Raw genomic sequence first — 24,713 nt, forward strand, 5'->3', positions numbered from 1 at the left:
GACCTTTCAATGCCTGCGGCTGGCAGCGATTTCGTCGCTGTAGCGGATTTCAAGCGCCGTCTTCAGGACGAGCGTCACCAGCGCCAGGAGCGCAAGGACTGCCGCCACCGCGAATGCAGCCACGAAATTGTACTCATTATAGAGGATCTCGACCTGCAAGGGCATGGTGTTCGTTTGGCCGCGAATGTGACCAGAAACCACGGACACGGCGCCGAACTCGCCCATCGCCCGGGCATTGCAGAGCAGCACGCCATAGAGCAAGCCCCATTTGATGTTCGGCAGGGTCACATGCCAGAAGGTCTGCCAGCCGGTCGCCCCAAGCGACAGCGCCGCCTCTTCGTCGCTCGTTCCCTGCTCCTGCATCAGCGGGATGAGTTCGCGGGCGACGAAGGGAAAGGTCACGAAAACGGTGGCAAGCACAAGGCCGGGCACGGCGAAGAGAATCTGAATACCGTGCTTCTGCAGGAAGGGGCCGAGGGCGCTGTTGGCGCCGAAGAGCAGGACGAAGACGAGGCCCGAGATCACCGGCGACACGGAGAAGGGCAGGTCTATCAGGGTCGTCAGAAACGCCTTGCCCTTGAACTCGAATTTGGCGATGGCCCATGCGGCCGCTACCCCGAAGACCAGGTTCAGGGGAACGGAGATTGCTGCGACGATCAGCGTCAGGCGGATCGCCGAAAAGGTCTCGGGATCGCGAAGCGCCGTCGCGAACTCGGCCGGCCCCTTGCGAAACGCCTCGATGAAGACGGTCGCGAGCGGCAGGAGGAGGAAAAGGGCAACGAAACCGAGCGCGACTGCGATCAGCGTCAGGCGCGCGACCCGCGTTTCCGATGTTGCCGCTTTCACGAGTTTGGATGACGCCGTCGGGGCCGTGCTGGTATCAAGCGCCATTGCTGTATCTCCGTCTGCTCCAGGCCTGGATAGAGTTGATGACGAGCAGCATGATGAACGAGAGGAACAGCATCACCGTGGCGATTGCGGTCGCAGCCGGATAGTTGAACTCCTCCAGACGGATGATGATCAGCAGCGGTGCGATCTCCGAAACATAGGGTAGGTTGCCGGCGATGAAGATCACCGAGCCGTATTCGCCGACGCCGCGTGCAAAGGCAAGCGCAAAGCCGGTCAGCCCGGCCGGTAGCAGTCCCGGCAGCAGGACCCGGCTGATCGTCTGAAACCGGCTGGCGCCGAGCGTCGCGGCCGCCTCTTCGACCTCCTTGTCGATTTCCTCCATGACCGGCTGAACCGTGCGCACCACGAAAGGCAGGCCGACGAAGACGAGCGCCACGACTATGCCGGCTGGCGTGAAGGCGATCTTGATGCCGAGCGGTTCGAGCAGCGAGCCGATCCAGCCGTTCGGCGCATAGAGCGCCGTCAGGGCGATGCCGGCAACGGCGGTCGGGAGCGCGAAAGGCAGGTCGACCATGGCGTCGATCACCCGCTTTCCCGGGAAGCGATAGCGCACCAGCACCCAGGCGAGAATGACGCCGAAGAACAGGTTGACGACCGCGGCGATGAAGGCGGTGCCGAAGCTGATCGTCAAGGCGTTGACGGTGCGCTCGTCGAGGACGAGCGCTATGAAATTGGACCAGCCGAGGCCCGTCGAGCGCCAGATCAGGCCGGAGAGGGGAATGAGGACGATAAGGGTGAGCCAGGCCAGTGTGACGCCGAGCGCCAATCCGAAACCCGGAATGACGCTCGGCTGCCGAAACCGCCATCGCGTGCTGCTGCGAAAGGCCATATGCTGTTATTGTCCCGGCTTGTAGATCTGATCGAAGATCCCGCCATCGGCGAAGAATTTCGGCTGAGCTTCCTTCCAACCGCCGAATTCGTCAATAGTGACGAGTTTCACGTCGGCGAAGCGGGCGGTGTCCTTCGGGTCGGCAAGCTCCGGCTTGAACGGCCGGTAATAGTGCTTGGCGGCGAGCTTCTGGCCGGCATCGCTGTAGAGATAGTTGAGGTAGGCTTCCGCCACCTTGCGGGTGCCCTTCGCGTCGACATTGCCGTCGACGAGCGCCACCGGCGGCTCGGCCTTGATCGAGGTTGACGGCGTGACGATCTCGAAATTGTCGGGGCCGAGTTCCTCGAGCGAAAGATAGGCTTCGTTTTCCCAGGCGAGCAGCACGTCGCCGAGGCCGCGCTGGACGAAGGTGGTGGTTGCGCCGCGCGCGCCGGTATCCAGCACCGGAACGTGCTTGAAGAGCTGCGTCACATATTCCTGCGCCTTGCCATCGTCGCCGTTGTTGGCGGCGCGCGCCCAAGCCCAGGCGGCGAGGAAGTTCCAGCGGGCGCCGCCCGAGGTCTTCGGGTTCGGCGTGATGACCTGGATGCCCTCCTTGGTCAGGTCGCCCCAATCCTTGACGCCCTTCGGATTGCCCTTGCGGACCAGGAAGACGATCGTCGACGTATAGGGAGCGCTGTTGTTTTCGAGGCGTTTTTTCCAATCGGCCGGGATCTTGCCGGTCGCCTGTGCAATCGCGTCGATGTCGGCTTCGAGCGCCAGCGTCACCACATCCGCTTCCAGGCCATCGATCACCGATCGAGCCTGCTTGCCCGAGCCGCCATGCGAAGTCTGGATCGTGACGGTCTCGCCCGTATCGGCCTTCCATTTTTCCGCGAAGGCGGCGTTGAAGTCCTTGTAGAGTTCCCGCGTCGGGTCATAGGAGACGTTCAGGATTGTCGTATCGGCGGCGGCAACACCGATCGAGCCGAGCTGCAAGCTTCCGACCACAAGTGCTAGTTTCATCATTCCGGCAAGTCTATTCGAACGCATGTCGACCTCCATCCTTTGCCAGATAAAACTATCAATTTAATAGACTACATCAACGCAAACATGTGACGCCGGCAGGCGGATTTGGGAAATGTCGTATCCTAATTTAGGCGTTTCCGGGAATTCCGTGCCGAACCGCTTCGCTCGGCGCGCAGGAGCATGGCCCATTTTTGCGCTGGGCCAAAGTAACTTTACGTGTGGCACGCGGCGATCGCCGCCGGTCGACCGCTGGCACGGCGATGGTCCCGGGGTACGGCAGACGAGGGGCCGTGGAGCGTTTCAAGGAGGCAGAAGCGCAGGCCCCCCGTCAGAGAACGCGACCGCGCGCCACAACGCTCCACTCGGCTTTCGGCTGACCGGCCTCGAGAATGTGGACCGCATCGACCATGTTGGTCACCACGCAGGCGTGGTTCGGAACGACGCGAACCTGCTCGCCGACCTTAAGGCGGATCGGACCGTCGCAGACCAGCCTGCCGTGCTCCTCGGATAGCTGGTCGATGCGGATGTCGTCGTGCCCGAGCACATGGCCATAGCCGGCGAGGCCGAGCAGGTCGGAGGTCAGCACCTTGCTGCCGGCGTCGATGATCGCCCGGTTTTCGGCCGGAACGGAGACGACCGTCGCAAGCACCGTGAGGGCACAATCCTGCCATGTGGCGACTCCGCGGGCGACGAGGGAGCGGTCGTTGTAAATATAGGTGCCCGGGCGATACTCGGTCGCGATCGGTGCCTCGGCCGCCTGCATCATGCTCGGCGTGCCGCCGGACGTGATGGTGGGGACCTCCAGCCCCTCCGCTTCGATCAGCCGCTTTGCTTCGCTCATGAAGGCTTGCACCCGCGCCTCACCGCCGGCCGGCGGATAGGTCATCAAACCGCCGAACCGCAATCCGGGCGCCTCGGCAACGCGTCGCGCAAGCTCTGCCGCCGCCTCGGGCGAGGCGACGCCGCAGCGGTCGGCGCCGGTGTTGCATTCGACGAGCACCGTGAGCGGCTTCGTAGCGTCGGCGAAAACGGCGGACATGCCGTCGACCACCGCCGGATTGTCGGCAACCACGCTGAGGGCTACCCGCTCGTTCAACCGGACCAGCCTTGCGAGCTTTGCCTCGCCGAGGATGTTGTAGGTGATCAGCACATCCTTGATCCGGGGGCTGCCATCGACCATCGCCTCGGCTTCGGAGACCTTCTGGCAGGTTATGCCGATCGCCCCTGCCTCGAGCTGCAGCTCCGCCATCTGCGGCAGCTTGTGCGTCTTGATGTGCGGACGCACGCGAATGCCGTGCCGATCGGCATAGGCCTGGAAGGCGTAAATGTTACGGCGGGCAATGTCGAGATCGACGAGCACGGCGGGCGTTTCGATCGGCAGCTGCATTGGCTCGGTTCCTCCACGAGATGGCACGGACGGCGAATCTCGCCGAAGCCGCTTGACAAGTTATGACCCGAGGCATTTGATAGGTCAATCCGGTATTGAGGACGTATGTCCAAAATAACGGACAACGAATTCACCGGGAACGAAAAGGGGAGATCTCCGATGCTCAAGACATTCGCCATCGCTGCGAGCCTCGCAGTCGCCGCGCTCGCTGCCATGCCGGCGCAAGCGCAGCAGCCGTCCAGCAAGCTTGATGAGGTTCTGGCGCGCGGCCATCTGATACTCGGCACCGGCAGCACGAACGCGCCGTGGCACTTCAAGAGCGCCGAGGACAAGCTGCAGGGCTTCGACGTTGACATGGGGCGCATCATCGCCAAGGCCCTGTTCGGGGATCCCGACAAGATCGAATATGTCAACCAGTCGTCGGATGCGCGCATTCCCAACATTACCACCGGCAAGGTCGATCTCACCTGCCAGTTCATGACGGTCACCGGCGAACGCGCCCAGCAGATCGCCTTCACCATTCCCTATTATCGCGAGGGCGTCGGCCTGATGCTGAAGGGCGACGGCAAGTATGCCGACTACAAGGCACTGAAGGATGCGGGATCATCTGTCACCGTCTCGGTGCTGCAGAACGTCTACGCGGAGGACATGGTCCATGCCGCCCTGCCGGACGCGACGGTCGACCAGTATGAATCGGTGGACCTGATCTATCAGGCGCTGGAATCCGGCCGCGCCGATGCGGCGGCCACCGACCAGTCGTCGCTAGCCTGGTACATGACCCAGAACCCGGGCCGCTATAAGGATGCCGGCTATGGCTGGAACCCGCAGACCTATGCCTGCGGCGTCAAGCGCGGCGACCAGGACTGGCTGAACTTCGTCAACACGGCGCTGCACGAAGCGATGACCGGTGTCGAATTCGACTTCTACGCCAAGTCGTTCAAGACCTGGTTCGGCAAGGACCTCACCCCGCCGCAGATCGGTTTCCCGGTCGAGTACAAGTAAGCCCTCGTCACGGCGGCGCCGCCATTCGGCGGTGCCGCCCCGAAGCGTGCTGAGAGGCGAGTGCGCCCATGACCTATACATTGAATTTCGCGGCTGTCTGGCGCTCCTTCGACCTGCTGCTGCAGGGGCTGGCGCTTAGCCTTGGCCTTGCCGTCGTGGCTATCCTCGCCGGCTGCGTGATCGGACTGATCACCGCCTTCGGGCTCGTTTCCAAAAGCATGCTCCTGCGCAAACCTGCCGGTCTGTACGTGACGATCATCCGCAACACGCCGATCCTGGTGCTCGTGCTGTTCAGCTATTTCGCCCTTCCGGAGCTCGGCGTGCGGCTCGGCAAGATCCAGAGCTTCGTGCTGACGCTCGCCATCTATTCGGGCGCCTACCTTGCCGAAGTGTTCCGCGGCGGCCTCATCGCCGTGCCGCCGGGACAGCGCGAGGCGGGGCTTGCGATCGGCCTTACGGAGATGCAGATACGCATCTCGATCATCATCCCGCTGATGCTGCGCAACGTCCTGCCGTCACTCGGCAGCACGTTGATCTCGCTGTTCAAGGATACGTCGCTCGCAGCCGCCATCGCCGTGCCGGAGCTGACCTTCGAGGCGCGCAAGATCAATGTCGAGACCTTCCGCGTCATCGAGACCTGGATCGTCGCGAGCTGCCTCTACGTCGCAACCTGCTCGCTCTTGGCCGCGCTGATGCGCGCCGTCGAGCGCCGTCTCGCCGTCCCGAGGTGACGCCCATGGATTTGGGTTTCATCGATCAGCTCTGGGTCGCCCGCGTTCCCCTCCTCAAAGGTCTCGGCGTGTCGATTTCGATCTCGCTGCTGGCGATCGTCGTCGGCACCGTCCTCGGCATTTTCGTCGGCCTGGCGCTCACCTATGGCTACAGGCCGATCAAATGGCTGGTGCGCGGCTATACCGACTTCATCCGCGGCACGCCGGTGCTCGTGCTGGTTCTGGCGAGCTATTATGTGCTCAGCACCGTCGGCATCGATCTCGGGCCGTTCCAGGCGGGCGTGCTGGCGCTTGCGGTCTTCTGCAGCTCGCATGTCGGCGAACTGGTGCGCGGCGCGCTGCAGTCCATCCCCAAGGGTCAGACCGAGGCCGCCAAGGCGATCGGGCTGACCTTCCCGCAAACCTTCGCCTATGTGCTCGGACCGCAGGCGCTTCGCCAGGCGCTGCCGGCCTGGGTCAATACGGCGGCGGAAATGGTCAAGGCTTCGACGCTACTGTCGATCATCGGTGTCGGCGAACTGCTGTTGCGCACTCAGGAAGTGATTTCCCGCACCTTCATGAGCCTCGAATTCTATTTCTTCGCGGGCTTCCTCTATTTCGTCATGAATTACGGCATCGAGCGCTTCGGACGCTACGTCGAGCGCAAGACCGCCGTCCCATCGTGAGGCTCCGATGACCAACCTTCTTGAAATCCGCGATCTCCATAAGCGCTACGGCACGGTCGAGGTGCTGAAGGGCGTCGATTGCTCCATGCCCCAGGGCGAGGTGATCAGCATCATCGGCTCCAGCGGCTCCGGCAAGACGACCATGCTCCGCTGCATCAACATGCTCGAGGAATTCCAGGGCGGCACGATCGCGATCGACGGCCAGGAGATCGGCTACGAGACGGCGGGCGGCGTGCGCCGCCGCAAGCCGGAGCGCGAGATCGCCCGCCAGCGGGCCCTGACCGGCATGGCCTTCCAGCAGTTCAACCTGTTTCCGCACATGACCGCCGCCGCCAACGTCATGCTCGGCCTCGTCAAGGTGAAGAAGATGGGCCGCGACGAGGCGCGGGCGCTGGCGGAGAAATGGCTCGACCGCGTCGGCCTGCTCTCGCGCAAAGACCATTATCCGGGCCAGCTTTCCGGTGGCCAGCAGCAGCGCGTGGCGATCGCCCGCGCCATCGCCATGAACCCGAAGCTGATGCTCTTCGACGAGGTGACCTCGGCGCTCGACCCCGAGCTCGTCAACGAGGTGCTGCAGGTGATCAAGGCGCTCGCGGAGGACGGCATGAGCATGCTGATCGTCACCCACGAGATGCGGTTCGCCTATGAGGTGTCGTCGCGGGTGATCTTCATGAACCAGGGACGCATCGGCGAGGAAGGCAATCCTCGCGAAATGTTCCTGAAGCCGCAGACCGAGCGGCTGGCGGAATTTTTGAAGACCTCAAAGTTCAACTAACAGTGAATTTCAAGGAAGAAGTGGAGTGTAGTGTGACGATCAAGCGTTTTGGAACGGGGGAAACCGGTGCCGGCAAGCAGCCCTTGCCCTTTGCTCGCGCGGTCGAGGCGAATGGCTGGCTCTATGTTTCGGGGCAGGTCGCCATGGAGAAGGGCGAGATCATCGGCGGCGGCATCGTCGCCGAAAGCCGCAAGGCGATCGAGAACATGATCGCCATCCTCGATGAGGCGGGCTATGGCGTCGAAGACGTGGTCAGGATCGGCGTCTGGCTCGACGATCCGCGCGACTTCTGGACGTTCAACGGCGTCTATGCGGAGTATTTCGGCAGCAACCCGCCGGCCCGCGCCTGCGTGCAGTCGCGTATGATGGTCGACTGCAAGGTGGAAGTTGACTGCGTCGCCTACAAGGCTAAATGAAGTGAACCGGGCGTGCTTCGCGCGCCCTTCCAACACGATCGAGGACGCGATGGCGGAGGTGGAAGACACGATCAATCGTAGGGCACGGGGTCTCGATCGGGCCTTCGAGATCCTCGATTATCTGCGCCTGCAGCGCCAGCCGCTGCGCCCCAACGAGATCGCCCAGGGAATTGGCGCACCGCGCTCGTCGGTCTATGAGCTCGTCAATCTGCTGCTGCGCCAGGGCGTCATCGAGTACCGGGGCGATGATGGCCGCGTCTTTTTGGGCCGCAAGCTCTATTTCCTCGGAGCGGCTTACGCCGAGCAGTTCGACCTGATGCGCGAATGCGAGCATCTGCTTTCGAGGGTCGCCGAGGAGACGCGCGAGACCGCGCAGATGTGCCAGCTCGAGGGCAATAAATATGCCGTGGTGCTGATGAACGAGGGCAGCCGGCCGTTCCGCATCTCCACGAATATCGGCGAGCCGGTCGCCATTCCGTGGACCGCTTCCGGCCGCCTCCTCGTCGACCATATGAGCGACGAGGAGATAATGGCCTTCATCCCGGAAAGCGACTTCGTACTGCCGAACGGCAAGCACCTGGATCCGGCCGAGTTCATCTCGCAGGTCCGGCAGGCCAAGAAAGACGGCTATTTCACCTTCAACAGCATCGTCGATAGCTTCACCCATTGCTTCGCCGTGCCGATCTACGACGCGGAGGAAGTCTGCATCGCCACTCTCTGCCTCGTATCGCCGAAGGAAGATGGGCTGCGCAATCGCGACGCCTATCTGCGGGTGCTGGTCGATGCGGCGGGCGAACTATCGGAAAAGCTCGGCTATCGGCAGGCCGGTGCGGCAACGGCGCGGAGCGTCGCCGGCCGCTAAAACCCGGAGAGGCGTGAGCGACAGACAAGAAGGCTTCATGCCGTCCGAACGGAGCGGCCGCTTGCCGGATCGAAGAGATGCAGTGCCGCTTCCTCGAACGAGAAGGCCCGCGTCGATCCCGCGGCGAGCGGCGTTCGTGGTGGCAGGCAGGCGGTGATCCGTTGTCCGCCGACCCTTGCCGTGGTCACCAGCTCCGGTCCGGTCAATTCCATCACCTCGATATCGGCAACCAAGCGGACGCCGCTTGCGCTGGGATCCGCGAGCCGGAGCGCTTCGGGCCGAATGCCGACCTCGACGCGCCCGCCCGATACCGCGGTTCTCCTGAAATCTTGCGGCAGCGGCAGCACCTGGTCGGAGCCAGCGATTCTCAGCTGGTCTCCGACGATTTCCGCATCGAGGATGTTCATCGGCGGCGAGCCGACGAAGCCGGCGACGTAAAGGGTCGCCGGCCGGTCGTAGATCTCCGCCGGCGTGCCGAGCTGTTCGATGCGGCCGTCGCGCATGACGGCGATGCGGGTGGCGAGCGTCATCGCTTCGATCTGGTCGTGCGTGACGTAGACGACAGTCGTCTTCAGCATCTGGTGCAGGCGCTTGAGCTCGGTGCGCATCTCCATGCGCAGCTTGGCATCGAGGTTCGACAGCGGCTCGTCGAAGAGGAAGACCTGCGGGTTGCGCACCAGCGCCCGGCCGATCGCGACCCGCTGGCGCTGGCCGCCGGAAAGCTGGCTCGGCCTGCGGTCCAGCAGGTTCTCGATCTGTAGCAGCTTGGCGGCTTCGCGCACCGCCTTTTCCCGCTCGGCCGAGGGCACCTTGCGCATTTCGAGGCCGAAGCCGATGTTGCGGGCGACGCTCATGTTCGGATAGAGCGCGTAGGACTGGAACACCATGGCGATGTCGCGATCCTTGGGATGGGCGCCGAGGATCGAACGCTCGCCGATCAGGATGTCGCCGCCGCTCGGATCGGCGAGCCCGGCAATGATGTTGAGCAGCGTCGACTTGCCGCAGCCGGAGGAGCCGAGCAGCACCAGGAACTCGCCGCTTTCGAGCGCGATGTCGATGCCCTTCAGCGTTTCGACATCGCCGTAGCGCTTTTGGATGTTGCGGATTTCGAGTGCGCTCATTGGCGGACATCCTCGAGGAGGGCCGAAAGAGGCTTGCCGTAGCTGCGCGGCAGGGTGGAGATCGCCTCCGAGGCGACGGTGACGCCGGTCCTCAAGCAGGCCTCCAGCGGCATTTCGGCGGCGAGCGCCGCCAGGAAGCCGGCGTTGAAGACGTCGCCGGCGCCGATCGTGTCGACGACGGCAACGCGCGGCGCGCCGACGGAAAATTCCTTGCCGTCGTGGTCAATGGCGAGCGCGCCGTGCGGGCCGCGCTTGACGACGACGATCGCATCGGCAGGCATTCGGGATTTCAGGCTGCGCGCCGCCTCCGCCGGGTCGGTGCAACCGGTCAGCGTCGTCGTTTCGACTTCATTGAAGAGCGCGCAATGGCAGCGCTTCAGCCAATTGAGGGTTTTCGATCGATTGGCCTCCGTCCAGCCCTCCAGCGGCCAGCCGGTGTCGAGCGCCACAGCGATCTCATGCGCATCCGCCCAATCGAAGAACGCGTCATAGGCAAGCCTCAGGGCGTCTGTCAGAAAGGACCCGGCGAGCAGGGCGATCCCGCCCCGAAGCGCGTTTCCGTCGAGCATTGCACGCATCTCGTCGAAGCTGAAGAGCGGCAGGTGGCCGCGCGTAGTAAAGAAGGTGCGCTCGCCGTCCGGATGGGTGATGCCGACCGAAAGCGTCGAGCCAACGGTTTCCACCGGCCAGTGGCGCGAGCGCGCGCCGAAGGCCTCCTTCAGCCAGGCGCCGAACTGGTCGTTGCCGACATTGGCGGCGATCGCGTAGTCGACGCCGAGTGACTCCCAGGCAAGCGCGCTGTTGCCGGCACAGCCGCCGACGCGCAGCTCGTCGTGATCGACGATGATCTCCGTGCCTGCCTTGGGCCAGGGCGCGGCAGGCCCGAGGATAAGATCGACATTGACATTGCCGATGACGGCGAGTGGACGCATTTTCTACTCGCTCCGGGTGATCTTGGTGGATCGCACCGGCGTACCGGCATGTTCGACGCGGGCGTCGGCAAAGGCGATCATGAAGGCTTGCGCGACCGGCAGTATGGCGAAGATCGCCGCCATGCCCGCCGCCGGCTTGAAGGGAATTGTCGTCACGCCTGCGAGCGGCGGCTCGCCCGAGGCATCGAAGACGACGACGGGCGAGCCGGCTTCGGCCGCCGAGGCTGCCATGGCGGCGACGAGACCGGCGGTAGGGTCGGCGGCGCGGAAGAGAACGAGGCCGATCGAAGGTCCGAGCATTTCCATCGGTCCATGCCGCAACTGTCCGCCTTCGAGCGAGAAACAGGGAAGCCGCGACAGTTCGGTGAGACCGAGGGCAATCGCCTCGGCGAGGCCCTGAAGGAGACGGCCGGAGGTTACCAAGGCGCTAACGTCGGCGAGCGCTTGCAGTGCGCCTTCGGTCTCGGGCGTTTCGGGTGCTTCGAGGGCGGCCCGCGCTGCTGCCGGGTCGCCACCAAGGGCAGAGAGGATTGCGAGATGCAGCGCGAAGCTGATCGTCAGGCTGCGGGTTGCCGCAAACGCCTTTTCGCTGCCGCCGGCGCCGATCAGTGACGGCACTGCTTTTGCGAGGAAGGAATTTGCCTCGAGCGTCAGGCCAAATGCTTCGGGCGTACCGCCATTCGTCTCCTTGAACCAGCGCAGCACCTCGGCGCTTTCGCCGGATTGCGAGGTGATGAGGATCGTCTTGCCTACGATCGGCAGCGGCTGGCCGAGCTGCTCGGAGAGCGGCAGGGCGACGGCATCGACGCCGAGGGCGCGGTAGAGTGGCTCGACGGCGCGGCCGACCGCATGCGAACCGCCCATGCCGAGAAGCAGAAGCCGGCCGGTCGACTTCAGCGATGCCGCCACCCCTTCAGCAAGGGCGGCCGCCTCACCGTAGGAGGCAAGGGCATCGGCGTGCTGGCGGCCCATCTCGCGATCGATCGCGACGAGCCCGATCGGGCGTTGTTTCGAGCTTCGCATGATCATCCCTTTACGCCGCCGCTGGTGAGCCCGGATATCAGGGCCCGTTGCATGACGAGGCCAATTAGCACCGGGGGCAGGGCGGCAAGCACCCCGGCGGTCGCGATCAGCCCGTAGTCGGAAACACGGCCGCCGGCGAGGTCGGCGATGGCGACCGTCAGGGTCTTGGCGCGCAGGTCGGAGGTGAAGAGCAGCGCGTAGAAGAACTCGTCCCAGGCGAGCAGGAAGGCGAAGAGCGCCGAGGTTGCCATGACGGGGGCGGCGAGCGGTAGCGTCAGCAATCTGAGGATCTGGTCGAGCCGCGCGCCGTCGATCATCGCTGCGCTCTCGATCTCCCGCGGTATCGCATCGAAGCCGGATTTGAGAAGCCAGGTGGTAAAGGGCGCCAGAATGGTGAGGTAGACGAGCGCGAGCCCGAAGACCGAATTGAGCAGCCCGAAATAGGCAAGGCCCATATAGAGCGGCACGGCAAGTGCTACCGGCGGCAGCATATAGGTGGCGATCACGGCATAGAGCGACCAAGAGACGGCGGGCGTCCGCGACACCGCCCAGGCAGCCGGGACGGCGACGACGATCGCGGCAAGCGTTGCCATGCCGGCGACCTGCAGGCTGTTGACGAGCGAGGCGACGAAGGCGGCACCGGCGCTGTTTTCGACGGCAGAGAGCAGAGTGCGGTAGCGGGAGAGGTCGATGTCGCTCGGCCACCAGGCGAGCGGCTTGGCAGAGAGGTCGGCGGCCGGCGAAATGCTCATGACGAAAAGCCACACGACCGGGGCAAGGACGACCGCGGCAAGGAGCAGCGCGCTCGCATAGACGAAGGCGTTGAAGAGCGGGTTCCGGCGCTCCATCACGAGGCTCCTGCGGCCCTGCGGAGCAGCGCCGCATAGGCGGCGGCGAGAATGGTGACGAGCAGGGTGACGATCAGCGCCAGCGACGCCCCGGAACCAGCCCGTTGGAAGGAGAAGGCCTCCTGATAGACGAGGATCGACAGCGTGCGCGTGCTGTTCGCCGGTCCGCCGCGCGTCATCACCCAGATGATGTCGAACACCTTGAAGGCCTCGATGGTGCGGAGCACCAGCGCCACCAGCAGCGGCCCGGCCAGATAGGGCATGATGACGAAACGGAAGCGGTTGAAGGGTCCGGCGCCGTCGACAAGAGCGGCGGCGGTGATGTCGCGGGGAACGGCCTGCAGCGCGGCCAGTGCGATGAGCGTGACCAGCGGAAAGTTCTTCCAGCAGTCGGCGATGATCAGCGCGGTCAGCGCCGAGCCCGGCTCGCCGAGCCAGGAGCGGTAGTTGTCGATCAGGCCGAGTTGGGTAAGTGCGGCGTTGAGCGCGCCATATTCCGGATTGTAGATCAGCCGCCACAGCGTCGCATTGACCACCGTCGGCAACGCCCAGGGCAGGATCATCAGGGCTCTGAGCGCCGTTCGGCCACGGAATTGCTGGTTGAGGAGAAGGGCGGCGAGGACACCGAGCACCATTTCTGCGGCGACCGAGACGACGGCGAACCAGGTCGTCGTGACGAGCGCTCTTTGGAAGTTCGAGCCCCCCAGCATTCTGGCATAGTTGTCGATGCCGACAAAGCTTCCCTCGGTGCCGACGAGCTTGGCATTGGTGAAGGAAAGCCGCACCGTATCGACGAGCGGCCAGCCGATCACCGAGACCATGACCGCGAGCAGCGGCAGCATCAGCAGCCATGCGCGTGTCGAAATCCAGGTGCCGGACATGAATGAAACCCTTGCCGATCGTTCGATATTGAGGTTGTTGCGCTGACAAAATGGGTCCCGGGCGGCAAGCCCGGGACCCCATTGTCGTATTGCCGTTAGAGCCCGCTGTTTTCAGCGGCGGTCTTCAGCGCATCCTCCGGCGAAGCCTGGCCGAGCAGCGCCTCTTGGATCGCCTGCTGCAATGCGGTCGAGAGTTCCTGGTATTTCGGCGTGGTCGGCCGCGGATACATGGCGGCAAGCCCGCGTTTCGCCGCGGCGATCAGCTCTTCCTGGCCCTTCGTCACATTCGGGTCTTCATAGGACGACGCCCAGATTGGCAGGCTGAGCTTCGCATAGGCGTTCTGCGTTTCCTGCGAGGTCATGTGGACGATATATTTCCACGCCTCTTCCGGATGCTTGCTGGTTGCGGTGATGCCGAGCCCCATGGAGCCGTTGACGGCGGAAACCTCGCTCTTGCCGGCAACGCCTGGAGCCGGCACGACGCCGACCTTGCCGGCCACCCTGCTCTCCTTGGGATCGTTGGCGAGATTGTACATGTAGGTCCAGTTGAGCGCGAAAGCGGCCTCGCCGTTCTGGAACACCTTGCGCACATCCTCCTCGAGGAATTCCTTGGAGTTCGGATTGGTGAGGCCGGAGGTGTAGCTCGTCACCATGTAGTTCAGCGCCTCGAGGCCGCCGCCCGTCGTGAAGGCGGGCTTGCCGCCGTCGAGGAACTTGCCGCCATAGGCGCTGACCAGCGTCGTGTAGTCGCAGATCGCGGCTTCCGCCTGCGACCAGCTCCAGGCGATCGGCGTCTGGAGGAGCCCCTTGTCCTTGATCGTCTTTGCCTGCTCGGCAAGCTCGTCCCAGGTCTTCGGCGGCTCCTTGATGCCCGCCTTTTCGAGGATTTCCTTGTTGTAGAACAGGTACTTGGTGTCAAGGATCCACGGCATGCCGTAGCGCTTGCCGTCATATTCGACCGTCGTCCAGGCGCCCGGCAGGATGCCCTTGTTCATCTCGTCGGTGATGCGGTCGGTGACATCGACGAGCACCTTGTTGCTCGCATATTCGGCCGGCCAGATCACGTCGAAGAGGACGACGTCATAGCCGCCGCCGGAGCCCTGAGCCAATACCGTCTTGTCGTGCAGTCCCTCATAGGGGACGAATTCGAGATTGACCTTCACCTCCGGGTTGGCCTTGGTGAAGGCCTCGGTCATGGCGCGCACATCGGCCTCGCTATAGGCGGCCTGCGCCATGAATAGGGCATTCAGCGTCGTTTCCGCATAGGCCTGGCTTGCGAAGGCGGTTCCAATGAGTGTCGCTCCCAGTAAGGCATTGCGTATGGATTTCAACATTGCTGCCTCCAATAGCTGATCGTTCCAGTCTGCATGCGAGAATCCGTCGCTCGCCGCGACGGCCGTCGACAAATCGATCGAAGCGTTCGCGGCCCTGTCGTCGTTCCCCGAGGTTCTTGTGACCTCTATTAAGTCAATTGTCTTGACTTATTTCTTGTTCAATATTCTAGATGAGTCAAGCGGGATTTACGGGATGAACGAGATGCGCCCGATCCGGGCCAAGAGCGGCACCAATCAGGAGGGCGCGAGTGCCCATAATCGCCGTGTGATGATCGACGCGCTGCGCCTCAATGGACAATTGTCGCGCGCCGATCTGGCGCGGGCGACGGCGCTCACGAAGCAGGCCGTGTCGAACATCGTCGAGGAACTAGAGCGCGACGGGCTGGTCGCCTCGCTTGCCGCAGTGCGTAGAGGCCGCGGGCAGCCTTCGACCCCCTATCGGCTGGTGCCGGAGGGTGCTTTCGCCATCGGCCTGCAAATCGACCGGCATGTGACGCGCACCATTGCGGTCGACCTCGTCGGCACGGTGCTTGCCCGGGGCGAGGCGAACTTGCCCGCTGGCGGGCCGGAGCGGGGGACGGAGACCATCCTCTCGCTTATCGACAGCACACAACGGGAACTGGCCAGGGTGGCGCCGCAGTCGCGGGATCGCCTTGTCGGGCTCGGCGTCGCCATGCCGGGTCCTTTCGGCATCGATGCCGATCCGGACGATCCCTGGATGATGGCCCGCTGGCAACGCTTTCCACTTTCTGAAACCCTGGCGAACGGGACCGGACTCGACGTCCGGCTGCAGAACGATGCGGCCGCGGCGGCGACGGCGGAGAAGATGGTCGGCGCCGCCCATGGCTTCGAACAGGCGATCTGCATCTATCTCGGCTACGGTCTCGGCGCCGGCCTGATTCTGGACGGAGAGCTTTATCGCGGCGCCAATGGCAATGCCGGCGAGATCGGCATGATCCTCAGCCGACCGCGGGGAGGGACGGAAGATCAGCGGGCGCCGCTTGAGCACCGCGCGTCGATCGCCTCGCTCTGCAAGATCCTCGCTCTCGACCCGGCCGACCCCGCCCTTTACCGGCATCTCGACGATATGGCCGCTGTCTCGGAGGGCAGAGTTGCCGATTGGATCGCCGACGCGGCTTATGAGTTGAGAGGCGCCGTCCAGATCCTCGAGACGACATTCGATCCCCAGACGATCGTGCTCTGCGGCGGCATGCCGCCCGGCCTCGCGCGCCGGCTCATCGATTCCATCCACCCTCTGCTGCCGTCGATCGCCGAGCGGCGTGCGCGCAGCGCGCCGCGCCTGCAGCTTGGGCTTACCGACCCCTGGGCGGTCGCAATCGGCGCAGCGGCCGAGCCGATCAGCCGGACCTTCGACCCGAGTTTCTCCGCCATCTTGAAGACTCGCGCGCCCCGGTCTCCGTGACCATTTGCGTGCATCTCCACGCAAAGTAACCTTTGTTACTTGAAATATTAGCAATATGGCGGTTAAATGCCGCCTTTCGGTGCAGCGATTTCTGCCGCCATACGATTGCCGATAAACACCCGAATGTTTTCTGGGTGACGCATTCGATAAATGCTTAGAGAAAAGTCTCTTTTTCAAAAGTCAGAGGGGTTGCGGCATGTCTCTTGCCAACCTTCGGAGACTTGAAGCCGAAGCCATTCATGTCCTTCGAGAAGTGGTCGCGACGTTTTCGAACCCCGTCGTCCTTTACTCGATCGGTAAGGACTCGTCCGTTCTCCTGCATCTGGCGATGAAGGCGTTCTTTCCGGCAAAGCCGCCCTTTCCCTTCCTGCATGTGGACACGACGTGGAAGTTCCGGGAGATGATCGAGTTTCGCGACCGGATGGCGCAGGAACGCGGCTTCAAGCTTCTCGTCCATGTTAACCAGGACGGCGTCGAGCAGGGTATCAATCCGTTTACGCATGGGTCCAACCTGCACACCCACGTCATGAAGACGATGGCGCTCCGGCAGGCCCTCGAGAAATACGGCTTCGACGTGGCTTTGGCGGGAGCGCGGCGGGACGAGGAGAAGTCGCGGGCCAAGGAGCGCATGTTCTCGATCCGCAACGCCCAGCACGGCTGGGACCCGAAGCGCCAGCGGCCCGAGATGTGGAAGACCTACAACACCCGCGTCGGCGCCGGCGAGACGATGCGTGTGTTTCCGCTCTCCAACTGGACCGAGTTCGATATCTGGCAATACATCCTTCAGGAAACTATCCCGATCGTGCCGCTCTATTTCGCGGCGCGCCGGCCGGTGGTGAGCCGCGGCGGCACGCTGATCATGGTCGACGACGGCCGCATGCCGCTCGAACCTGGCGAAGAGGTCGTGGATCGGATGGTCCGCTTCCGTACGCTTGGCTGTTATCCACTGACCGGGGCGATCGACTCCGAGGCTGCCACGGTTCCCGACATATTGCGCGAAATGCTGACGGTGCGCACCTCCGAACGGCTGAGTCGGCTGATCGACACAGACGAGGCCGGCGCCATGGAAAAGAAGAAGCGCGAGGGGTATTTCTGATGTCGTATCTTCAATCCGTGCCGCCGCACGACCTGGCGGTGCATCTCGCCGACCACGACGGCAAGGCGGTGCTGCGCTTCATCACCTGCGGCTCTGTCGACGACGGCAAGTCGACGCTGATCGGCCGGCTGCTCGTCGACGCGAAGCTGGTCTTCGAGGACCAATTGGCGAATCTCGGCCGGGTCGGTTCTTCGGGCGGAGCCAATGGCCAAGAAGTCGATCTGGCTTTGCTGCTCGACGGGCTCGAGGCGGAGCGCGAACAGGGCATTACCATCGACGTCGCCTACCGCTATTTCGCCACGGCGAAGCGCAAATTCATCGTCGCCGACACGCCCGGCCACGAGGAATACACGCGCAACATGGTAACCGGTGCTTCGACGGCGGACCTCGCCGTCATCCTCATCGACAGCCGACAGGGTATTCTCCAGCAGACTCGCCGCCATTCCTATATCGCCTCGCTGCTCGGCATTCGCCATGTCGTGCTGGCGGTCAACAAGATCGATCTCGTCGAATTCCGCCAGTCGGTGTTCGACGAAATCGCCCGCGACTACGAAGCTTTCGCGAAGACGCTCGGCTTTGTCAGCATCCAGCCGATCCCGATCTCGGCGCGGTTCGGCGACAACGTTATCTCGCCATCGCAGAACATGCCGTGGTACGAGGGGCCGCCGCTTCTCGACTATCTGGAGACAGTGCCGCTCGATCCGCCCGAGGCGGAGCGGCCCTTCCGTCTCCCGGTGCAGCTGGTCACGCGTCCCAACGCCGATTTCCGCGGCTATGCCGGGCAGATCGCTTCCGGCCGAATCTCGGCCGGCGATCCGCTGGTCGTCGCAAAATCCGGACAGCGCTCGACGGTCAAGGCGATCGTCACCTTCGACGGCAATCTGGCGACCGCGGTTGAGGGCGAGCCGGTGACGCTCGTCCTTGCCGACGACGTCGACGCCTCGCGCGGCGACATGCTGGTCGCCCCCGCCTCGAGGCCCTTCGTCGCCGACCAGTTCCAGGCGCATGTGATCTGGTTCGACGCCAATCCCTTGCTTCCCGGGCGCAGCTATATCCTGAGAACGGAGACGGACAGCGTCGGCGCCACGGTCACGGCGCTGAAGCACCAGGTCAATATCAACAGCTTTGGCCGCGAGGCTGCGAAATCCCTGCAGATGAACGAGGTGGGGGTCTGCAACATCTCGACGCAGGCGCCGATTGCCTTCGACGCCTACAAGGATAACAGGGCGACCGGCAATTTCATCTTCGTCGACCGGGCCAGCAATGCAACGGTCGGCGCCGGCATGATCGATTTCCCGCTCCGGCGCGCCGACAACGTGCATTGGCAGGCGACCGACGTCAACAAAGGGGCGCGTGCGGCCATGAAGAGCCAGCGCCCCGCCGTCCTGTGGTTCACAGGACTTTCCGGCTCCGGCAAGTCGACGATCGCTAATGCGCTCGACCGGCTGCTGCATGCCCGCGGCAAGCACACCTACATGCTCGACGGCGACAATGTGCGCCACGGCCTCAATCGCGACCTCGGCTTCACCGAAGCCGACCGCGTCGAGAACATCCGCCGCGTCGCCGAGGTCGCCAAGCTGATGGCCGATGCCGGGCTGATCGTGCTCGTGTCCTTCATCTCGCCGTTTCGCGGCGAGCGCCGGATGGCCCGCGAGCTGATGGAGGAGGGCGAGTTCATCGAAATCTTCGTCGACACGCCGCTCGAGGAATGCGCGCGGCGCGACCCGAAGGGGCTTTATCAGAAGGCGCTCGCCGGCAAGATAGCCAATTTCACCGGCGTCTCCTCGCCCTACGAGGCGCCGGAGAACCCGGAACTGCATCTGAAGACAGTCGAAGAGGACCCGGTCGCCCTTGCGCTGAAGATCGAGGCATTCCTCGACAGACATAGGGAGGACCAATGACGCTCCTTTGCGAACTCCTCGAGCGCATCGCGCTCGAGGCCGGCGCGTCGATCCTCCCTATCTACGAAGCGGGACCGACGGTCTGCTACAAGGATGATCGCTCGCCGGTGACGGAGGCGGACGAGCGGGCCGAAGCGATCATTCTCGCCCGGCTGGCGGCCGCCTTCCCGCATATCCCGATCGTCGCCGAGGAGGCCGTCGCTTCGGGCTGCGTCCCCGACATCAGTTGCGGCACGTTCTTCCTGGTCGACCCGCTCGACGGGACGAAGGAATTCATCAACCGGCGCGACGATTTCACCGTCAATATCGCCCTGATCGAAGGCTGCGTCCCGGTTGCCGGCATCGTCTATGCGCCGGCGCTGCGTTGCGCCTATGTCGCCGACGAGGGGCGGGCGGAGAAGCTCGTCTTCGGCTCCGGCCGGGTGGGAGAACGGCAGGCGATACGGGTGCGGGCGAGAGGTCCGGCCCTGACCGCCGTTGCCAGCCGTTCGCACTACAGTTCGGAGACCGAGGCCTTTCTCGCCGGCCACGGCGTCACGGATCTGACCTCGGTCGGCTCGTCGCTGAAATTCTGCCTGCTCGCCGAAGGCAGGGCGGATGTCTATCCGCGTTTCGGCCGAACGATGGAATGGGACACGGCGGCAGGCAACGCGGTGCTCAACGCCGCCGGCGGATCGGTGGTCCGGCTCGACGGCTCGCGCCTCTCTTACGGCAAGAGGAAGCAGACGGACGACAGCGACTTCGCAAATCCGCATTTCGTCGCCTGGGCGGATACGTCTTCGGTGTTGACGGCTCCTTAGTACCGCCAGCTGTACGCAGGCACGGGCAGGAGGAATTTCTCATGTGTGGAATTGCCGGCCTGATAGACTATGCGCAGCACAGTCGGGAGGAAGCGGCGCAGATATTGACGCGCATGACGAACGCCCTCGCCCACCGCGGGCCGGATGCTTCGGGTACATGGCTCGATCGCGAGGGCCGTGTAGGGCTCGGACACCGCCGCTTGTCCATCATTGACCTCTCCCCGACGGGTGCCCAGCCGATGCATTCGAGCAGCGGCCGCTACTCGATCGTCTTCAACGGCGAGATATACGGCTTCCTTGACCTGAGAGCCGCATTGGAGGAGCAGGGCGCTCGCTTCCGCGGCCACTCCGATACCGAGGTGCTCCTGGAGGCGATCGAGACCTACGGCCTGGAAGGTGCATTGCAGCGCTGCAATGGCATGTTCGCCTTTGCACTGTACGACAGCGCCACGCGACAGATCATCTTCGCTCGCGACCGGATAGGAAAGAAGCCTCTCTATATCGGCATATCCAAGGGTGGCCTTGCCTTCGGCTCCGAGCTGAAAAGCATCAGGGCGCATCCGTCCTTCCGCGCCGCCGATCTAGATCCGCAGGCGGCCACGCTGTTCTTGCGATACGGCTACGTGCCAACGCCCTATTCGATCTACCGCGGCATCGTCAAGCTTCCGCATGGCTCCTGGCTGAGCCTCTCGGTCGACACGCCGCCGGCGTCGGCGGCCGCCGCCCTTAGCGGAGCCAGGAGCTATTGGGATGCTTTCGAGGCGGCGGAACGGGGCCATGCGCAGCGGATCGAATGCCCGGACGAAGCCTTGGACGCGCTCGACGCGGAGCTGAAACGGGCGGTGAGTGAGCGGCTGGTCTCCGACGTGCCGGTGGGGGCTCTCCTTTCCAGCGGGGTCGATTCTTCCTTGGTGTCGGCCGTCATGCAGGAAGTTTCGACCTCGCGTGTAAAAACCTACACCGTGCGCTTTCTGGAGGAGCAGTATAACGAGGCGGACCTGGCGTCAGGCATCGCCAGACAGCTCGGCACCGATCATACGGAGATCACGGCAGAACCCGACACGGCATTGGGCGTCGTCACCGAGTTGCCGGAGGTGTATGACGAGCCCTTCGCCGATCCTTCACAGATTCCGACGCTGCTTGTATCGAAACTGGCGCGACGAACCGTAACGGTGGCACTTTCGGGCGACGGCGGCGACGAGTTCTTCGGTGGCTACAAACGCTATCGGCAAATGCTCGCCTTCGACCGGCTGGCGAGGAAAACGCCTGCCGTTGCCCTGCAGGCGGCAAGGCATGCACCCCATTGGGCGCTGGAGGTTGCCGCCGCGGCCGCTCGCCATGCGCACCCGTCCTCGCTTCAGGACGAAGTGACCGGCAATCGGCTGAGAAGACTTGCCGAGCTCCTGGAGATCGAGGACCCGGACGCCCGCTACCTGGACTTTCGCTCGATCTGGTCACATCCGGACGAGGTCGTATTCGGCGGAGCGGAGCCTCCGACCACGATGACCTCGAAGCGGATACCGGCCTGCCTCGGCGCCGTCGACAGAATGATGTACAGCGACATGGTCGACTATCTGCCCGACGACATCCTCGTGAAGATGGACCGGGCTTCGATGGCGGTGGGCCTGGAGATGCGGGCCCCGTTGCTCGATTACCGCTTCGTCGAACTGGCCTGGCGTGCACCAAGAACGTTGTGCTTCGCCGAAGCGCCGGGCAAGCCCGCGCTGCGCAAGCTCCTGTCCCGGAGGCTGCCGGAACAGTTCATAAGTCTTCCAAAACGCGGATTCGGCGTCCCCATCAATGCTTGGTTGCGCGGACCGCTGCGCGCCTGGGCGGAAGAGATGCTGTCGCCGTCTCGCCTGCAGCGCGATGGAATCTTCCGGGCCGAGCCGATCGTCAGTCGCTGGAAGGAACATCTCGCCGGCCGCCGCGACTGGGGGCCGCAATTGTGGGCGGTGCTGATGTTCAACCTGTGGCACGACCGTTGGGTCCGTTCCGATTGACCGAGACAGAAGGCAGAGCAAGGGCGTAACGCAAACATGGAACCGCAACGAAGGACGGATAGCGGCAAGCCTGTGTTCTCCCGTTTTCGGGATCTTGGTCGCGCGCAATTGAATGTGGAGTTCCAGGTCCATACCAATTGGACAGACGGGCAGGCGACGGTGCTTGAGGTGCTGCAAACGGCCAAGGAACGCGGCCTCGCCGAACTCGCTTTCACGGAACATGTCCGGGAAGACACGTCCTGGTTTCCCGACTTCAGGGCCGAGATTCTTTCCGCTGCGGACGGCTTCGGCGATTTGCGCGTCTATGTCGGCTGCGAGACGAAAGCCATCGACGACGATGGACGGCTGGATGTGTCGCGATCCGTGCTAGACGCCTGCGATATTGTTCTTGGCGTCGTCCACCGCTTGCCGGACGGGCAGGGCGGCTACCTCGATTTCAAGCAAATGTCGTTCGAGGAGACGGCCGAAATCGAATTCCGTCTGTCGATGGGCATGATTGCGAGCGCGCCGATCGACGTGCTCGGACACCCGGGTGGGATGAGCCTGAGGCGCTACGGCCGGTTTCCGGAGAATTACTTTCGCATGCTGATGACAGCGACGCTCGAGCGGGGGATCGCCATCGAGATCAACTCCTCGTACCTGGTCGATATCCCCGCGTTCTTGGCGCTGTGCGACGAGATCAATCCGTTTGTTTCAATCGGTTCCGATGCGCACAAGCTGAGCGAGCTGGGCCGTTGCCGGGACAGGCTTCGTGAACTGGGGGTAGGGCTGGCATGAAGGTCTTCATCACGGGGGCGGGCGCCCTCCTCGGGCAGGGGATCATTCGCGCTTTGCGGCGCTCCACGCTTCGAGCGACCGTAATCGTCGGGGATCCGAGCCCGCTCTCGGCCGGCCTCTACTGGGGCGATGCCGCCTATCTCGTTCCGATGGCGAAGGACCCGGAATATCTGGACAAGCTGGGCGACCTGCTGCGAGCGGAGCGGCCCGACATCCTTATTCCCGGAACTGATGTGGAATTGCCGATCCTTGCAGCGAACCGGGAAGCTATCGAGAGCACCTACGCAACCCAGGTGATCATCAGTTCGCCAAATGTCGTCTCCATCGCCAATGACAAGTGGCTTACCTCCGAGTTCCTCCGGCAACGCGGACTGGGCTTCGTTCCCTCCTGCCTGCCAGGCGACGAGGAGACGTTGATCGAAGAGTGCGGCTTTCCGCTTGTCGTCAAACCGAGGATCGGCGCCAGGTCGATCGGCTTCGGCATCGTCCGCGATCGGGACCAGCTAACGCGCGCAATCGCCGAGCAGCCCGACATCGTGATACAGAAATATGTCGGCTCTGATGCGACCGAATACACCTCCGGCACACTCACCTTCGACGGCAAATGCCGCGCGACGATCGTCATGCGCCGGGATCTGCGCGACGGCAATACCTACCGCGCCTTTGCGGAGCCGTTTCCGGCCCTCAACGCGGCAATGGCCCAGGCGGCAGACGCCCTCGGCGCCGACGGGCCTGCAAATTTCCAGTTCCGTCTCGACGACGGCGTTCCCAGGATTTTCGAGATCAATGCGCGGTTTTCGGGCACCACCGCGGTGAGGATCCATGCGGGCTTCAATGAAGTCGAGCTGTGCATCCGGCATCTGCTCTTTGGAGAGCCGATCGTTCAGCCGGAGATCACGCCGGTAACCATACTGCGCCACTGGTCGGAGACTGTGGTCAGACCCAGCGACCTGGTCACGGCTTCCACTCGTCTGGAAGAACAAGTCTGAGGAAAGAGATCGGCCGTGAGCACAAAGCACCTGGCGGTAACTGGCGCTACCGGGTTCATCGGGGCAAGAGTCATTGAGCGTGCACTTGCACAAGGCTACGCCGTGACGGCGCTTGTGCGCGATCCCGAGCGGGTCGCCGCGCGCAGTGGTTTTCGCTTGCGGCTCGAGAAATGGTCGATCGGCAACCCCCTGCCTTCGATAGGGCAAGCCGATGCCCTGCTTCATCTTGCCGCCTACATTCCAGCCGATCTCAGCGACGCCGGCCAGGCCGCGAGCTGTTTCAAGATCAATACCATCGGCGCCCTGCAGGTCGCGATGGAAGCCGCTTCCCAGGGTTTGAGGCGGCTGGTTTTCTTCGGATCCGCGCAGGTCTATGCGCCGGATCCCGGTCCCGCATCGGAAACGAGCGCCACATTTCCCGTCCATCGGGCCAGCTATTATCTCGCGAGCAAGCTCTCTGCCGAGATTTGCCTGATGGCTTTCGGCAAGGCAAATGCGATTCCGGTGACGGTCCTCCGTCTCGCGTCGGTCTATGGCCCGGGCATGCACGCCACGGGGATGGTGCCTGCCTTTCTGCGGACGCTCGCGCGCGGGCGTCCCTTGATCATAGCGGACGGCGGGCAATACAGCGTCGACCTCGTTTATGTCGACGACGTCGTGACGCTGGCGCTGCGGGCGGTGGAGAAGAGCGCGGACGGGGTTTTCAATGCCGGCAGCGGTTGCTCCTGCGCGTCTCTGGAAGCCGCGCAGGCGGTTGCCGACGTCGTCGGGGCAGACCGGATTCTCATTGGGGTCGAGGCCGCGGGCACCAATACAGCCGCTCGCGGGTTCAGGGCGCTCGAAGTCGCCAAGGCTGCGAAGCATCTCGACTACCAGCCTCGTTCCTTTCGCGAGGGCATTGAAGCCTGGAAGGCGGAGACCGGATTTGCGGAGTTCGACGACGCCCGAGGCCAGCGCTGACAATGTTACGGCCGCCAATGCTTTGCAGGGGAAGGCGCCGA

Annotated in this window: 24 protein-coding genes; 14 read left to right on the forward strand and 10 right to left on the reverse strand. The window is 63.7% G+C overall.

All coding sequences use genetic code 11. The features are described 5' to 3' along the window. Positions 1-6 precede the first annotated feature (6 nt). The 4 genes from cysW to CO664_RS10985 form a co-directional block, all read right to left on the reverse strand. The gene (cysW, locus tag CO664_RS10970; RefSeq protein WP_097538754.1) at positions 7-891 is read right to left on the reverse strand and encodes a sulfate ABC transporter permease subunit CysW; all 885 of its coding nucleotides are present in this window, start codon (positions 889-891) and stop codon (positions 7-9) included. Then, on the reverse strand, positions 881-1,738 hold the full coding sequence (gene cysT, locus CO664_RS10975) for a sulfate ABC transporter permease subunit CysT (protein ID WP_097538755.1): 858 nt from the start codon (positions 1,736-1,738) through the stop codon (positions 881-883). Before cysT ends, cysW begins: the two co-directional genes overlap by 11 nt. 6 nt (positions 1,739-1,744) lie before the next feature. Next, positions 1,745-2,770 carry a sulfate ABC transporter substrate-binding protein gene (locus tag CO664_RS10980; RefSeq protein WP_097539171.1) on the reverse strand — a complete coding sequence of 342 codons (1,026 nt, stop codon included), beginning with the start codon at positions 2,768-2,770 and terminating at the stop codon, positions 1,745-1,747. Between the two features lie 304 nt (positions 2,771-3,074). Next, the gene (locus CO664_RS10985; RefSeq protein ID WP_037416691.1) at positions 3,075-4,133 is read right to left on the reverse strand and encodes a D-TA family PLP-dependent enzyme; all 1,059 of its coding nucleotides are present in this window, start codon (positions 4,131-4,133) and stop codon (positions 3,075-3,077) included. Between the two features lie 159 nt (positions 4,134-4,292). Between CO664_RS10985 and CO664_RS10990 the strand changes: the two genes are divergently transcribed. The 6 genes from CO664_RS10990 (at position 4,293) to CO664_RS11015 (ending at position 8,584) form a co-directional block, all read left to right on the forward strand. Next, the gene (locus tag CO664_RS10990) at positions 4,293-5,135 is read left to right on the forward strand and encodes a transporter substrate-binding domain-containing protein (protein ID WP_097524722.1); all 843 of its coding nucleotides are present in this window, start codon (positions 4,293-4,295) and stop codon (positions 5,133-5,135) included. 68 nt (positions 5,136-5,203) lie between these two features. After that, on the forward strand, positions 5,204-5,866 hold the full coding sequence (locus tag CO664_RS10995) for an amino acid ABC transporter permease (RefSeq protein ID WP_037416693.1): 663 nt from the start codon (positions 5,204-5,206) through the stop codon (positions 5,864-5,866). 5 nt (positions 5,867-5,871) lie between these two features. Further along, positions 5,872-6,531 carry an amino acid ABC transporter permease gene (locus CO664_RS11000; protein WP_037416697.1) on the forward strand — a complete coding sequence of 220 codons (660 nt, stop codon included), beginning with the start codon at positions 5,872-5,874 and terminating at the stop codon, positions 6,529-6,531. Positions 6,532-6,538: 7 nt separating this feature from the next. Further along, positions 6,539-7,306 (forward strand): amino acid ABC transporter ATP-binding protein, encoded by a 768-nt coding sequence (locus tag CO664_RS11005; RefSeq protein WP_037416700.1) that lies wholly within the window; start codon positions 6,539-6,541, stop codon positions 7,304-7,306. Between the two features lie 32 nt (positions 7,307-7,338). Further along, positions 7,339-7,722 (forward strand): RidA family protein, encoded by a 384-nt coding sequence (locus CO664_RS11010; protein ID WP_037416702.1) that lies wholly within the window; start codon positions 7,339-7,341, stop codon positions 7,720-7,722. A gap of 49 nt (positions 7,723-7,771) precedes the next feature. Next, positions 7,772-8,584 carry an IclR family transcriptional regulator gene (locus CO664_RS11015; protein WP_037416725.1) on the forward strand — a complete coding sequence of 271 codons (813 nt, stop codon included), beginning with the start codon at positions 7,772-7,774 and terminating at the stop codon, positions 8,582-8,584. A 35-nt stretch (positions 8,585-8,619) separates the two neighbouring features. Here the strand turns inward: CO664_RS11015 and ugpC are convergent, their stop codons facing one another. The 6 genes from ugpC to CO664_RS11045 form a co-directional block, all read right to left on the reverse strand. Beyond that, positions 8,620-9,705 carry a sn-glycerol-3-phosphate ABC transporter ATP-binding protein UgpC gene (gene ugpC / locus CO664_RS11020; protein ID WP_095678083.1) on the reverse strand — a complete coding sequence of 362 codons (1,086 nt, stop codon included), beginning with the start codon at positions 9,703-9,705 and terminating at the stop codon, positions 8,620-8,622. Next, positions 9,702-10,637, reverse strand: a complete 936-nt coding sequence (locus CO664_RS11025) for a PfkB family carbohydrate kinase (protein WP_097538756.1) — start codon at positions 10,635-10,637, stop codon at positions 9,702-9,704. Before CO664_RS11025 ends, ugpC begins: the two co-directional genes overlap by 4 nt. Positions 10,638-10,640: 3 nt before the next feature. Continuing rightward, the gene (locus CO664_RS11030) at positions 10,641-11,666 is read right to left on the reverse strand and encodes an aminotransferase (protein ID WP_176536557.1); all 1,026 of its coding nucleotides are present in this window, start codon (positions 11,664-11,666) and stop codon (positions 10,641-10,643) included. After that, positions 11,663-12,508 carry a carbohydrate ABC transporter permease gene (locus CO664_RS11035; protein WP_097538757.1) on the reverse strand — a complete coding sequence of 282 codons (846 nt, stop codon included), beginning with the start codon at positions 12,506-12,508 and terminating at the stop codon, positions 11,663-11,665. Before CO664_RS11035 ends, CO664_RS11030 begins: the two co-directional genes overlap by 4 nt. Continuing rightward, the gene (locus tag CO664_RS11040; protein ID WP_097538758.1) at positions 12,508-13,389 is read right to left on the reverse strand and encodes a sugar ABC transporter permease; all 882 of its coding nucleotides are present in this window, start codon (positions 13,387-13,389) and stop codon (positions 12,508-12,510) included. Before CO664_RS11040 ends, CO664_RS11035 begins: the two co-directional genes overlap by 1 nt. 95 nt (positions 13,390-13,484) lie before the next feature. Further along, positions 13,485-14,723, reverse strand: a complete 1,239-nt coding sequence (locus CO664_RS11045; protein WP_097538759.1) for an extracellular solute-binding protein — start codon at positions 14,721-14,723, stop codon at positions 13,485-13,487. A gap of 193 nt (positions 14,724-14,916) precedes the next feature. On the opposite strand from CO664_RS11045, the gene CO664_RS11050 reads away from it, so the two are divergent. The 8 genes from CO664_RS11050 to CO664_RS11085 all read left to right on the forward strand — a co-directional run bounded on the left by CO664_RS11050 (position 14,917) and on the right by CO664_RS11085 (position 24,672). After that, on the forward strand, positions 14,917-16,146 hold the full coding sequence (locus tag CO664_RS11050) for an ROK family transcriptional regulator (protein ID WP_176536558.1): 1,230 nt from the start codon (positions 14,917-14,919) through the stop codon (positions 16,144-16,146). 196 nt (positions 16,147-16,342) lie between these two features. Next, positions 16,343-17,242, forward strand: coding sequence for a sulfate adenylyltransferase subunit CysD (gene cysD / locus CO664_RS11055; RefSeq protein WP_037416765.1), 900 nt, complete (start codon positions 16,343-16,345; stop codon positions 17,240-17,242). Then, positions 17,242-19,143 carry a sulfate adenylyltransferase subunit CysN gene (gene cysN / locus CO664_RS11060; RefSeq protein WP_097538760.1) on the forward strand — a complete coding sequence of 634 codons (1,902 nt, stop codon included), beginning with the start codon at positions 17,242-17,244 and terminating at the stop codon, positions 19,141-19,143. Before cysD ends, cysN begins: the two co-directional genes overlap by 1 nt. Next, positions 19,140-19,943 carry a 3'(2'),5'-bisphosphate nucleotidase CysQ gene (cysQ, locus tag CO664_RS11065; protein ID WP_097538761.1) on the forward strand — a complete coding sequence of 268 codons (804 nt, stop codon included), beginning with the start codon at positions 19,140-19,142 and terminating at the stop codon, positions 19,941-19,943. The genes cysN and cysQ overlap by 4 nt, the downstream gene beginning before the upstream one ends. A gap of 41 nt (positions 19,944-19,984) precedes the next feature. Continuing rightward, positions 19,985-21,946: an asparagine synthase (glutamine-hydrolyzing) gene (gene asnB, locus CO664_RS11070; protein WP_097524510.1), complete on the forward strand. Its 1,962-nt coding sequence runs from the start codon at positions 19,985-19,987 to the stop codon at positions 21,944-21,946. 36 nt (positions 21,947-21,982) lie between these two features. Further along, on the forward strand, positions 21,983-22,723 hold the full coding sequence (locus CO664_RS11075; RefSeq protein WP_097538762.1) for a PHP domain-containing protein: 741 nt from the start codon (positions 21,983-21,985) through the stop codon (positions 22,721-22,723). Further along, on the forward strand, positions 22,720-23,712 hold the full coding sequence (locus CO664_RS11080; protein ID WP_037416780.1) for an ATP-grasp domain-containing protein: 993 nt from the start codon (positions 22,720-22,722) through the stop codon (positions 23,710-23,712). Before CO664_RS11075 ends, CO664_RS11080 begins: the two co-directional genes overlap by 4 nt. 15 nt (positions 23,713-23,727) lie before the next feature. Beyond that, a complete protein-coding gene (locus CO664_RS11085; protein ID WP_097538763.1) occupies positions 23,728-24,672 on the forward strand; it encodes an NAD(P)-dependent oxidoreductase in 945 nt (314 codons plus the stop codon). Positions 24,673-24,713 lie beyond the last annotated feature (41 nt).

Origin of the sequence: Sinorhizobium sp. NG07B (assembly GCF_002532005.1) — a bacterium.
Classification (GTDB): domain Bacteria; phylum Pseudomonadota; class Alphaproteobacteria; order Rhizobiales; family Rhizobiaceae; genus Sinorhizobium; species Sinorhizobium fredii_C.